Annotated in this window: 7 protein-coding genes; 2 read left to right on the top strand and 5 right to left on the bottom strand. The window is 48.6% G+C overall.

What is annotated here, in order from left to right; all coding sequences use genetic code 11:
- Positions 1-84 precede the first annotated feature (84 nt).
- Positions 85-7,830 (bottom strand): SDR family NAD(P)-dependent oxidoreductase, encoded by a 7,746-nt coding sequence (locus O3C58_13280; protein MDA0692825.1) that lies wholly within the window; start codon positions 7,828-7,830, stop codon positions 85-87.
- 262 nt (positions 7,831-8,092) lie between these two features.
- Between O3C58_13280 and O3C58_13275 the strand changes: the two genes are divergently transcribed.
- A complete protein-coding gene (locus O3C58_13275; GenBank protein MDA0692824.1) occupies positions 8,093-9,229 on the top strand; it encodes a hypothetical protein in 1,137 nt (378 codons plus the stop codon).
- A 50-nt stretch (positions 9,230-9,279) separates the two neighbouring features.
- On the opposite strand, the gene O3C58_13270 is transcribed toward O3C58_13275, so the two are convergent.
- The 4 genes from O3C58_13270 to O3C58_13255 form a co-directional block, all read right to left on the bottom strand.
- A complete protein-coding gene (locus O3C58_13270) occupies positions 9,280-10,005 on the bottom strand; it encodes a molybdopterin-dependent oxidoreductase (GenBank protein ID MDA0692823.1) in 726 nt (241 codons plus the stop codon).
- Positions 10,002-10,580, bottom strand: coding sequence for an SUMF1/EgtB/PvdO family nonheme iron enzyme (locus O3C58_13265; protein ID MDA0692822.1), 579 nt, complete (start codon positions 10,578-10,580; stop codon positions 10,002-10,004). Before O3C58_13265 ends, O3C58_13270 begins: the two co-directional genes overlap by 4 nt.
- A 146-nt stretch (positions 10,581-10,726) precedes the next feature.
- Complete coding sequence (locus O3C58_13260; protein MDA0692821.1) at positions 10,727-11,257, bottom strand: DUF4197 domain-containing protein; 531 nt, start codon at positions 11,255-11,257, stop codon at positions 10,727-10,729.
- Between the two features lie 18 nt (positions 11,258-11,275).
- A complete protein-coding gene (locus O3C58_13255) occupies positions 11,276-13,258 on the bottom strand; it encodes a cation:proton antiporter (GenBank protein MDA0692820.1) in 1,983 nt (660 codons plus the stop codon).
- Positions 13,259-13,582: 324 nt separating this feature from the next.
- Here O3C58_13255 and O3C58_13250 point away from each other — a divergent pair, with 324 nt between their 5' ends.
- Positions 13,583-13,723 carry a hypothetical protein gene (locus O3C58_13250; GenBank protein MDA0692819.1) on the top strand — a complete coding sequence of 47 codons (141 nt, stop codon included), beginning with the start codon at positions 13,583-13,585 and terminating at the stop codon, positions 13,721-13,723.
- Positions 13,724-13,809: the final 86 nt, after the last annotated feature.

Raw genomic sequence — 13,809 nt, 5'->3', positions numbered from 1 at the left:
CGCCTGTGCTACTGGTTTTCTTAAATTAACAGTAAACTTGAAATTAACATTTTAAGGTCCCAAAAATAGTTTTTCAGCAACCTGCTAGTTTATAGATACCGATGCGGACATTTCCTCTTCAATTTCATCCTCGTCGTCTTCCTGGTTTTCCATTTCCTCAAGCAACCAGGGAACCATTTGATTGATACTCGGCCCACCCAGAAACCGCACGACCGGAACGGTGATTTGCAAATCCGTTTCAATTCTGACGATCAACTCCATGGCCATCAACGAATCCAATCCCGCATCGGTGAGAGGCAGATCCATTTCAAGCTTGGAAGATGCCAACCCCAAAATTTTGGCTATGGACTGCCTGAGATGCTCCCCAAGAATCTCGGCCCGCTCCTCAGGAGGCACTGTCAGAAGTTTGGGCCTGATAAGAACCTCCCCATCCAGGTCTCCTCCGTGATCCCCTTGAGCGTCATCACCCAGCACATAGGAATATCTTGGAGAATTGGAACCCGACCGGCTCAATGACAGCAGCTTTCTCCAATCGATCGGAAACACCCCCATCGCTACCGGATTCTTATGCATCAACCGGCCCAGCATTTCCACGGCCTGCCGGGACGTGATGCTCATCAGTCCCTGACCCTCCAGGCGCTTGATCAACCCCTGTTGCCGGGCGGCGACCCCCACACCGGATAGCGGCCCCCAATGAATGACCTGTCCCGAAAGACCCTGCCCACGCCGGTACTGCGCCAGCGATTCCAGAAAGGCATTGGCGGCCACATAATTTGCCTGCCCCGGATTGCCCACCACATTGGCCACGGAAGAAAACAGGATAAAAAAGTCCAGAGATTTGCCCAATGTCTGTTGATGCAGGTTCCAGGCGCCATGAATCTTGGGAGCTGTGGCTCTTTTAAAGCGTTTCGGGGTCAGATGAATCAAAAGACCGTCGTCCAAGACCATCGCTCCGTGAATGATTCCCTTAAGGGGCGGCATAGAGGATTCGATCTCTTTCAATACCCGGCTCACATCTTGCGCGTCGGAAACATCTCCACGGACCATCCGCACCTCGGCTCCGGCTTCCTGCATGACGGCGATGGCGGCCTTGGCCTCGTCCGAAGGAGTTTCACTTCGGCCCATCAGGGCCAGGTGGCGCGCACCCTGCCCGACCATCCATTTTACGGTGGCCAATCCGAAACCGCCGAGTCCGCCGGTGATCAGGTAGGTAGCATCGGCAGAAAATGACGTGGAATAGACTTCGTCTTGAGACAGATTTAAGTCGGGTTCTTCCAGGGACACCACAACTTTTCCCATGTGTTTGGCCTGCGCCATGGTGCGAAAGGCATTCACGGCATTGGATATGGGAAACACGCGATGCGGCAAGGGATGCAGATCGCCGTTATTCATATGCCGCATTATTTCCATAAAAATAGACCGGAACTCTTTTCCCAGAGATGCAAATCCCTGCTTGATGTCCACCATGGTGATAAACGAAATTCCCTTCAAGAAGGGCCGCAACCCCAACTTGTTATTTTCGTAGATATCTCTCTTGCCGATTTCCAGAAAACGGCCCAATGGTTTGAGAATTTCAACACTTTTGAAAATAAACTGGCCGGCAAGGGAGTTTAAAACCAGATCCACGCCCTCGCCTTGAGTCTCTTCCATGATTTGCTCGGCAAATGCAAGCGACCGGGAATCGAATAGTTGTTTCACTCCCAGATCACGAAGGAAACCTCTTTTTTCATCCGTACCTGCCGTCGCAAACACTTCCGCACCAGCAAGTTGGGCAATTTGCACCGCCGCCATGCCCACCCCGCCGGACGCGGCGTGGATCAAAATCCGTTCTCCTTTTTGCAACCTGCCTGCAGAATGCAGCATGTACCAGGCGGTCAAAAAAGTCACTGGAATGGTGGCCGCATCTTCAAAACTAATTTGCCTGGGTTTAAGAGCTGTGGCAAACGCCGGGGCCATCGTGTGAGAACCGAAACAGCCTCCACCTGACAAAGCCGCCACTTCGTCGCCAACCTGGAAATCCGTCACCCCTTCGCCCACTGCAGTCACAATTCCCGAGCATTCCAAACCCAGGGTTTCCCAGGTGTGATTCACCCCTTCCAGTTCTCCTGGAAGCAGGCCGAGCGCAATCATCACATCGCGAAAATTAAGACCGGCGGCACAAACCCGGATTTCCACAACCCCCGGCTCGGGCCGGGAACGCTCCACAGCCTTGAGCTTAAAATTTTCAAGAATTCCCGGCGTGCCAATATCCATAACAAATGCGGGAGCTTCAGTTTCTTTAGCCTGGATAAAACTGTCTACGGTCGTTTCTTCAGGCTCGGGACGGTGGAGACGATAGGTGAATCGTTGACCCTGCCGGAAGGCGATCTCTTCTTCCCTGTCGTCCCGCCACAATTCTGCAAACAAGGCATTTTCCGGGTTGGAACCCGACTCGGGGTCCAGATCCACAATTTTGCACTTGAAATTGGAATGTTCGGACTGGATCACCCGCCCAATTCCCCAAACAGGTCCCTGGGCGACTGAGATATTTTTTTCTTTCGGCTGTACGGCCTGACTGCCCTGGGTCACGAGAAAAAGCTGAGGCGCTTTCGACCATTTGACATTCGCCATCTCATTGATGAGTTGAGTGACGCTCAGGCTTCCGAAAGTTTCCGTCTGTTGCAGGGAGCTCAAGGATAAGTCTGCTGTCTCTGGACTATCCAGATTCCATAGATGGACGATGCCGCGAAGCGCCGGTTTTTGCTTGCGAACAAAATGGATGAGGTCTCCCATGTCCTCCAGAGAGTCGGGACGCACCTGGATTCGACCATCCCCCCCCGCTTGGAACTCGGTTCCCGGCGTCACGAGAAAACAATTTTCGCCAAAATTTTGCAAAGATTCCGCCAGAGCTTTTCCCACACCTTTGCTGTCGGCAAATAGTATCCAACTGCCCTTTTTATTGGGTGCGAGTATTTTATTTTCCTGCGGGGAATCTGCCTGTGAAATTTTCGGGCCTCTTGCCAAAAGAAATGTCTGCAAAGATTTGCTTAAATCATCCACATCTCCCCACTGCAACGCGTTTTCAAAACCGGCTTCTGTCAACAATTGGCGCCAATCCCCGCCCCCCTTCCAGGGAAAGGGCGCTTTTTTTGCTGTCCCACAATCAAACTCACAAACTCCCAAAATCATACGCAGCCAACTGGAAGCGGTATTCCATTCAAGTTGCAGGAGCAGGCCCTCGGATGTAAGCAATTCTTTGATATGCCCCAGAGCCTTTGGCGACGGCTCCATCTCAAAATTAAAATGTGACCCAAGAATTAAATCAAAGGAATGAGGTGCAAACTCCTGCGTAGAAGGAGGCAATTCCAAATCCAGCGTTTTAGATTGAACGCAGGAAAATTCCCGCAGTTTCTGCCCGGCTTTTTCACCCCTGTCTTCCGTTAAATCGGTAAAAACGTATTCCACTTTATCCGGCGAGCATTTGCGAAGAATAGAAGGGGTGTTCACCCCAGAGGCCACGCCGCCAATCTCCAATATTCGTAACTTTCTGCCCTCGGGCAGATCATTCAACAGAAAAGAAATTACTTTTTGCAGTAACAGGGTATAAATCCGCGAACTGCAAGCACCCTGCTGAAGACGTTCCCAAATGGCGTTTTCTTCAGCGAAAATTGTTTGCAGTCCATCGATTTCGCCCGTTAAAATTCCAGCAAGTTTTTCTCCCGCCAACCTTAACAGATTGAGTTCGGCTAAGTAGGCCGGAAATTTCCCCATCATCGATTTCCAGACTTCCTGAGGGTTTTCAACTTTTTTTGGAATAGAAACTATTTTCCACTGCGTGTCTTGCCTCTCTAAAATTCCTTCATCCCCAAGAATGCACAAGCAATTTTCCACATAAGCCGAGTGTTTGGGATTCAGCTTGAAGTGTTCCATCAAGAATTCAGTGGAAAACACCGTCAACGCTTCAAATCCAGGCGCGAGTTGCTTCAGGACTTTAAGAACATAAAGGGCGCTCAGATGATTGAACTGCGGTTCAATGGCATCGTAAAAACAGGGGCGATCAAGAACCTGAGACAGATAATCTCGCCCCTCTTCAAGCGAGGATACTATTTCATCCGGCCCAGGAAGCAGAGCCGTTACACTTTTCTGGCTAGACGAAGCTGTGTCAGAACAGGGCTCCCAACGCCATTCATAAAGCCAGTTGTCCGGGTTTTGCAAATCTCTTCCCCGTCCGGGATTTATCGCCCGCAAATGAAGCCCCTGGCACTCGATCCAAATTTTCCCATCCTCATCAAACATCTGCAAATCAACCACGGCCTGACCGCTACTAAACTCTTTTGCTTTCACGTAAACCCAAAGGGGATGCGGGGGAGATCCATTGAATAGAACCCTATCCAAGGAGACAGGGAGAAATAGTTTACTTGTAAGCGCTTCGGATTCCAGAGCCAACAACGCGGAAACCTGAAAGGCCGCATCCAGAAGGGCCGGATGGATCTGGTAGGGCCTGGCGTCAATTCCCAGGGCTTCTGGCTTTTTCAGCAACGCCAAAGCCTCTCCATCCCCGCGCCAGGATTTGTCGATCCCCTGGAAAGCGGGACCATAGCTCAAGCCCATTTTCTCAAAAGTTTCGTACAGCTCCTTTGAGATCACTTCCTTTTTGCAACGGTTTTTGATGGCTTGCAGATCGATTTTTGCAGGATCGTTCGGGTTGAATTGATCCGCCAGGGTTCCACTTGCATGCAACGTCCAGGTCTGATGGGTTCGGTCGGACAGACTGTGAATTTTAAAGGACGCATCCGAGGGGTCATAGCTCATCTGGGTTTTGAGACCTTTGTTCCTGGGAAGGATCAGGGCATTGTGAAATTCGATCGAGTCCAAAACACAGGAGGCGCCGTCCTTAACATGTTTCGCCAGGGCCAGAGCCCACTCGACAAATCCCGCGCCTGGAAATATGAGGAGCCCCTTGACAACATGGTCGCCAAGAAAAATTAAATCCCGTTTATCCAGGCGGCATTGCCATCCGGAAGATGAAAACTCCATCTCCCAACCCAGGAAAGGATGAACATCAACGGCAAAGGGATCATAGCCTTTCTCTTCCCTTTCATGCCAGTAACGCTCCCTCTGCCAGGGATAATAGGGCAAAGAAACACAACGTCCGCCATCTGGGAAAATCGAGTTCCAATCTATCGGATGGCCCTGACAGTAGAGAGCCCCCAAAGAATTCACCATGATCTTGCGGTCCTCTTCATTGTGATTCAGAGAGGGAAGAACCGTGCCCTTCTGTTTTAAATGGGAAAGGCATTCAGAGATGTTGGCTCCAAGAACCGGGTGCGGGCTGAATTCCAGAAAGGTGGTGAATCCATCCTGGACCAGTTTTTCTGTGGCTTTAAAAAAACGGACGGGGTTTCTGACGTTTTCCCACCAGTAATCGGCTCCCAATTGATCTCCGCTCTCAACTTTTCCCCGCACGGTAGAATAAAAGGGAATGGAGCCTTTTTGGCAGGTGAGATCTTTTAAAGATTTCAGCAAATCCTTGCGGACAGAATCCATCTGATAGCTATGAAAAGCATAATTGACTTGCAGATAACGACAGAATATTTCTTTTTGCTGGAGAGGCTCCATCATTTTTTCCAGAGCGCCAGCATCTCCGGACACGGTGACGGATTTCGGACTGTTCACCGCCGCCAGGGAAATTTCATTTTCCCAGCCCTTGAGAACTTCTTCAGCTTTTCGCTCCGAAAGGCCGACCACCGCCATTTTCCCTTTTCCGGCCATTTTGTGAAGCCATCGTCCGCGATGGAAAACGATGCGAACGGCCTCCTCCAGGGAATAAACTCCCGCCGTATACGCCGCGGCGGCTTCCCCGATACTGTGGCCTATCACTGCGGAGGGTTGGATACCCCACGATTTCCATAAATCGGCCAGACCCACCTGAAGGGCAAACAAGGCCGGTTGAGTGATATGAGTTTCATTGATCCTCGAGTGCTCTTCATCCGCCATCAATTCTTTCAACAAGGACCAGTCGGCATGTCGACTAAACAATGCATCGCATTTTTTGATGGCGGCGTGAAAGACCGGTTCCTTCTCCATAAGCTGACGGCCCATCGCCCACCATTGCGGACCCTGCCCGGAAAATAAAAAAACGATTTTTGGACCTGCGTCCACAATATTATTTCCAGAAGAAACACCTTCAGATTTCCTTGCGGCGATGACTTTTCCGCTGGAGAGACCTTCAGATTTCCTTGCGGCGATGACTTTTCCGCTGGAGAGACCTGGATGTTTTTCATCGTTCAAAAATGCTTGCAGACCTTCGATGAAATCCTGAACCGATTGCCCAGCCATCGCGAGGCGATAATCATGGTGATTCCTTCTCATGGAGGCGGTATAACAAACGTCTCCGAGGTCCCGACTCGTCCAATCCTTCTTTTTGTAAAAAAAGTCGATGTAACTTTGCGCAAAATCCTTCAAGGCATCTGGAGTGCGGGCAGATAAGGTCAGAAGCAAATCTGCCGGGTCGCCGGAGTCAACGCCGTCGGTCTTTGGATCCATTTGAACGGGAGCTTCCTTGACGAGAATATTGGCGTTGGTGCCGCCAAACCCGAAGGAATTCACCCCTGCAAGCGCCGGAACATCTTTTTGTGGCCAAGGTGTCAGCTCCAGGGGAATCTTTAACTTCAGGGCTTCAAAATCTATTTCGGGATGTGGGTGTTTGAAGTGAAGGTTGGGAGGGATTTCCTTATGCTTGAGCGCCAGGGCAACTTTCATCAGACCCGCGATTCCCGAAGCGGATTCCAAATGACCAATATTGCTTTTAACCGAGCCCATATAACAAACATCATCCAGGGGCCGATTTTCCGATAGAACCTGGCCCTGGGCATTGGCTTCAATGGGATCACCCATGAGGGTCCCGGTTCCATGGGCTTCAAGGTACTGAATCTCGTTGGGTGAGATCCCGGCTTTTTTACAGGCTTCCCGTAGCATGGCTTTCTGAGACTCGCCATTGGGAATGGGCATTGCCCAGGTACGACCGTCCTGATTGGACGTCGTCGATAAAATCATCCCGTAAACCGGGTCCTTATCCTGCAAGGCTTTTTGCAATGGCTTTAAAACCGCGATTCCCGCGCCTTCTCCACGAACATAGCCATTGCCCGCCGCATCGAAAGACTTGCACCGCCCATCGGGAGACAGCATGCCTCCTTTGCCCAGGCCGATGGTAACGTCTGGAACAAGAATCGCATTGACTCCCCCGGTGATGGCCAGGGTTGATTCTCCACTCCAGATGCTCTGGCAAGCCAGATGAGCCGCCACCAGAGAAGAGGAACAGGCGGTATCCGTTATCAAACTCGGACCTTTAAAATCGAACAGATAGGAAATTCGATTGGCCGCCACACTCAAGGCAACCCCTGAAACGGTCTGGCCTTCGACGCAATGAAGATCCAGTTTCAAGTAACTCTGATATTCCCATCCAGAAACTCCCAAAAACACCCCGACGGGAGTTCCGGCGAGACGGTCCGGAACCTGGCCGCCATCTTCCAGAGCCTGCCAAACGCATTCCAGAAGAATCCTCTGTTGTGGGTCCATGTGCGTGGCTTCACGGGGAGATATGCCAAAAAAACGCGCATCGAACATTTGCATGGAGTCGATGAACCCTCCCCAGCGGGAAATAGTTTTACCGGGGGCCTTGGGATTGGGACTGTAATAGGTTTCTACATTCCATCGGTCCGGCGGAACCTCTATAATGGCATCTTTTCCTTGACGAAGAAGATCCCAATACTGCTCAGGACTGTTCGCGCCACCGGGAAATCTGCAACCCAATCCGATAATGGCAATCGGTTCATTTCTTTTTGAACTCATTTATTTTTCCAAGCCATTGTTTTCGCTGATATCTTGAGAGAATGATTTTCCACAGAACTACTTTTTTTAAATCTAAAGATGAGAGGCTCATTCTAGTTTGTCGAACAAACGGAATCAAATGATTTATCGGTCGACTTTCTCCTGTTATCTTTAATATTTTCACTCATAATCGTTTTCCCGTTCATGAGTTTTCCGCCCTCTAAACCCAAAGCTTCAAAAGGCACTTTTCAATAGAATCAGCAAGTCTTCAGGAGTTATTTTCATGGTGATGGTCAAACAGGTCAACGGTGATAAAAAAGGAATGCGGGATTTTCTGGAACTCCCTTATTTTTTATATAAAAATGATAAAAACTGGTGCCCTCCGCTTCGGCTTGAAAGAAAAGAATTCTTCAGCAAAAAAAATCCGTTCATGAATCACAGCGAGGTCTGTTTTTTTGTCGCCTACAAAGGCAATCAGCCTGTGGGGAGGGTCACGGCGCACCGTGACGATAATTATGACAAATTCTATAAAACCCGGCAGGGGTTTTTCGGCTTCTATGAATCAATTGAAAGTGAGGAAGTCGCGGAGAAATTGATGAACTCCTGTGAGCAATGGGTAAGGTCCGGAGAAATGGATTCTTTAATAGGACCCTTTAATTTCTCGACCAACCACGAAGTGGGTTTTTTGATCCAGGGCTTTGACAGACCTCCCGTCATCATGATGCCCTACACAAAACCCTATTATCCGGACCAGCTATTTAAACTAGGCTACAAAAAGGAAAAGGAACTCCTGGCTTTCTGGGTCGATAGAAATACGGAAACGCCGGAACTGTTTACCGTCATGGCAAAAAGAATCGCCAGGGAACTGGAAGGTTCTTACGAAATCCGGACGTTACATATGGCAAATCTGAAATCGGAACTAAAAATTATTTTGGACATCTACAATGAGGCGTGGAACAAAAACTGGGGATTTGTTCCCATGACGGAGGCAGAAATCGACAATATGGCAAAGCAACTCAAGCACTTTGCACAATCGGAATTTATTTACATATTGAACAAGGATGATGAACCTGCGGCCTTTTTGCTCGGTCTTCCCGATATGAATGATGTACTGATCCGCATCAAATCAGGAAAACTTTTTCCCACTGGAATCTTCAAACTTCTCTCCTACCGGAAATATATCCAGACCGGGCGAATTCTTCTCATGGGAGTCAAAAGCCGATTTCGCAATCAGGGGCTCGATGTCCTTCTCTATAATCGTCTGATTGGGGACATCATTACCAAAGATCCAAAACAAATAAAAGGTTTGGAGCTTTCCTGGATTCTGGAAGACAACCAGGTGATGGTAAACATTCTAAAAAGCATGAATGCAGATCCCTATAAACGATACCTGATTTTAAAAAAATCCATACCGCAATGAAAGTCTCCCATCTTCTTTAAAAATGATAGGCTGAATTCCAGAGAAATCTTTCAATAGTCCAGGATCTCTCCTCCCGGAATGCGGTGCGGTTTTTTGCCAAGGTCCAGGGGATGGTCGATACCAGGAAGAATCGTACCGTCCATGGAATAGGGACCGATCTTGCTCCACGTCCCGGCTTTAACGTCTGCAACATATTCCATGGTTAAAATGGCCTTTGGGTTTTTGTAGCCATATTTAAACGGAACGATCACCCGCAAGGGGAACCCGTGCTCATCCGTCAGGGGTTTGCCGTCCATATTGTAAGCCAACAGAGTTTCGGGGCGCATCAGGCTTTCTCTGGGAAGATATTCCTGGTAAGTGTCGGCGCAATGGAACAGCACTCCGGTGGCTTCGGGTAAAGGTTGAATCTTTTCCTCCAGGTCCTTGATTGAAAATCCCTGCCATTCGGCGCGCGCCGACCAGCACTCCACGCATTTCAGACGCGAGGTCCGGGTTTTGACGGGCAGGGATTTAATCTCTTTTAAAGTAAACGTTGCCGGATTTTTGCAAAGCCCCCTGACCTCCAGCTTCCATTGCAACGGCTGGATGCGCCGCATCGGTTTCCAGTAATTGATATAAAACGACTCATGCTCCCCTACACGGGTTTTACCGACAAAATCAGTACCTGAAAAATGATCGATATCCGCGATGACCTTGGAGGGACGCAAAAACATTCCTGTCAAAATGACCGACACCGCCGCCAACCAGCGGGCAAGAAAATTTCTTCTGGATATCATTTCGACCTCGCGCAACGAAATCCCAAAAAGATGAACCTATTATCTGGATCAATCAAATTCCGCTCAAAGGTTTTGCTGTATTCATAATCCAGGTGGTGATTCCACAAACCGCCGCGGGTGACCGTCTTTCCGTCCACCCGATCCGCTGTCCATTCCCAGATCGAGCCCGCCATATCCCGGACGCCATAAAACGAAACGTCCTGGCGATTGAGACCCACGGTGCGCTTGACGAGTCCTGAATAATAAGGATGCGGTTTTCTATTGGGAACCTGGTCGCCCCACGGATACAACCGGCCATCAGTCCCGCGTGCGGCTTTTTCCCACTCCGCTTCTGAGGGCAGGCGCTTGCCAACCAAGAGGCAATAGGTTTTAGCTTCCTGCCAGGTCACATGGCTCACCGGATGTTTTTCAGCACCCTCACGAAAGGAATGTTCAGGAAACTGTTTGGTAAACTCCGCATTGGTGACTTCATGTGAATCGATCAAAAATGTTTCCAAAAAAGCAACGGGTTTTTCGCGAGGCCGGGCATGGGTCGGATCCCCCTGAATGAAAAACCCGCCGGGGATTTCTAGCATCGAAGGAATTGTCGGACGCGCCTCTGAAATCGGAAGGCTTGAGACAAAGAAATATCCCGTAAAAATCAATACAGATTTCCAGAGATTTTTTCTAATCACCTTAGGGTCGGGAAAAATTTGTCATCGCTGGAACCTGCTCATTTTAATTATTTCTTAAAAACCTGTTGCAAAAGATCCGTCACCCTGGCGGTGGGATTGGTTCGAATTTTCTTTTCTTCCTCACCAACCACTTTAAAAAGACCCTCCAGTGCCTTATCGGTCACATAATGATCCAGGTCCATGGATTGAGCCGATGCAAAGGGAATGGACGAGAACGATCCCATCATATCTTTATAAGCTTTGGTATCCCCCACTTGATCCAGTTGGGTAGACACGGTCGGCTTGAAAGCGTCATAAATCTTTTGCCGGGTTTTGGAGTCCAGATATTCGGTCGCCGCTGTGTCGCTTCCATCAAGAATTTTTTTAGCGTCGTCGAAAGTCATTTCCTTGATGGCGTCCATAAAAAACCCTTTCGCCTGGGGAGCCGCACTCTCCGCCGCCCGGTTCATGGTCAACACAAACGTATCGACCTGCTCTCCCATCCCCACTTTTTTGAGCATGTCGGCAACATTCTGAATTTTTTCAGGCATGAGAATTTTAGTCAATTCATTGCCGAAATAGCCGTCACTTTTAGAGATGAAATATGAGAGGAAATTTTATCCGGTCGAATCCCCATAGCGCAAGTATTTTAAAGACCTGTCCAGGTTGGCATGCCGCCCGAATAAAATGATGATATCGCCCACCCGGAATCGAAACTCCCGATCGGGATTGGCGTCAAGATCGTTATTGCGAACCACGGCAATCATTTTTACGCCGGAATCTTTAATCCATTTAAGCTCACCAATCGATTGGTTGTGACACCAGGAATCTTCAAGCACTTGAAAGGATTCTGTCAGACTGGCGGTCATGTAAGCTGAAAACTTTTTCATGCTTTCAATATTCAGCGACAATCCGCGAAACATGCCATAGCCTTCCAACCTTGCAAGTTCCACCTGTTGCTCGATGATGTTGTTGGAGATGTGGTATTCGCGCAGGACTCTGGAAAAAATTTCAATGGACGTTTCAAATTCTTCCGGGATCACCTGATTGGCTCCGGCGGCGTTGAGTTCATCGACCTGTGCCGCATAACGAACCCGCACCAGAATATAAACTTCTGAATTCAGTTGCCTTGCCAATCGCACCGTCTGTTCCGCAGACATGAAATCGGAAGAACTGGCGATGACCAACATTTTTGCGCGTTTGATCCCGGCTCGAAGGAGGGTGTCCCGATGCGTTGAATCCCCATACAGCGCCTTAACTTCTTCATTCAAAGCCTGTTTTATTTTTTCCCCAGCCAACTCCAGCACGACAAATGGAGTATGCGTTTCTTTAAGCACCCGTGACAGGTTCCGTCCAACCAGACCGTACCCGGCAATGATCACGTGTCCTGCAAGTTTGTTCTGCCCTGGAGATTCAGATTCCTCTTCTGGACCCGCACGAAACAGGGAATGGAGTTTCATCGAAAGCCCTGTTGAAACCTGGATCAAAAGCGGTGCTGCCAGCATGCTGAGAATACAAACAATTAAAAAAGATTGGTACTGGCCCGGCAAAAATAAATCGCTTTCCAAGGCCAGACTGGCAAGAAGTAAAGAGAACTCCCCCACCTGCGCCAACCGGGCTCCAACGATGAAAGAATCCCTGAAAGAATTTTTCAATACCAGACAGGCCAAAAAAGCCAAAACCGCTTTCAATGCGACGACCGCCGCCGCCAAACCCAGAAACCATAGGGCAGAATCCCAAAAAACCTGCACCTGAAGAAGCATCCCCACGGATATAAAAAAGATACTGCCGAAATAATCCCGTAATGGAAGGATATCCAGAATAATCTGGTGACTGTACTCGGATTCAGAAATTATGATTCCGGCGATAAAGGCTCCCATAGCCAGAGACAACCCCACCGATTCTGAAACCCACCCCGTGCCCAGGATGATCAGGATCACAAACAGGGTCAGGTGTTCCTTACTACCCAGTCGTGCGATCGCACCCAGCGACCGGGGGACAAACATTCGGGAAAGAAATACAATAGCCGCAACAGCCGCAACAGCCTTTAAAAGGGCCATGCCAAAATCCAATGAGGATAATTGGCCAGATTGAGACAGCAGAGGAATGATGAGCATCATGGGAACCACAGCTAAATCCTGAAACAACAGGGTCCCAATGCAAATCCGTCCGTGCCGTGTGTCGATTTCCGCCCGGTCGGTTATCATTTTCAAGACGATGGCGGTACTACTCAGAGGAATCAACAACCCGAACAACAGGCCTTGACTCATGGAATATCCGTAAGCGTTGAAGATGAAAAAAATCAACGCTCCTGTAAGACCCAGTTGCAGGGTGCCCACCCCCAAAACCACCCCCAGATCCTTCAACATGCGTTTTATGGAAAACTCCAGACCGATGACAAAAAGCAGTAATATCACTCCGATCTCAGCCAAATCCTTGACCCGCTCTGAATCTTGAATCAGTTGCAAGCCGTTGGGACCAATGATCACTCCCGCTATCAAAAACCCCATCACTGAGGGAATCTTGATCTTGTGAAAAAGAACATTAATGGGCAGGGAAACGAGTAAAAGGATGGCTAAATCTTTAATTAAATGATCCATGCATTAAACTCATTACTAAAATATTAAAAAATTGTTCTTAATCGCCACAACCGACCAAGGGCAATGAAAATTAAAACATCACCGGCCATTATACCCACATTGTCTTTGCCAACGCTAAAAGGTGTTAAAAAACAGCAACCCCATGTATCAACAAAGCTCAATTCTCCAACCCTTAGGACCCAAGGATTTGCCCTAATTTGTTTCTTACCCTATTGACAAAATTGAGTTGGAGAACAATCTTCCAAGGAGTAGGTGCTTTTGTTCTAAGCGAATCATCATCAATGCGCTTTAAACTTTCCATATCGAAAAGGGAGGGTATGAACAGTGAATGAATTAGACACAAAAAAAAGTGTTGGCATGGAGTGGCTTGATTTTGGAGGAGATATCAACGCAATGTTCATCGTAGCGGCAGTCGCGGTGATTGGGTTGGGAATATTCTTTTTTACCCGAAGACACATTGAGTGACAAAAAATCAATAAAACAATAAGGGCATCTCTAAAAATTAGTTTATTACAGGAAATCGAACACTGTACAAGGATTTCTTATATTGG

Source organism: Nitrospinota bacterium (assembly GCA_027619975.1).
Classification (GTDB): Bacteria; Nitrospinota; Nitrospinia; order Nitrospinales; family VA-1; genus JADFGI01.
The sequence above is the reverse complement of the archived record's forward strand: the minus strand, read 5'-3'. Positions and strand labels throughout refer to the sequence as shown.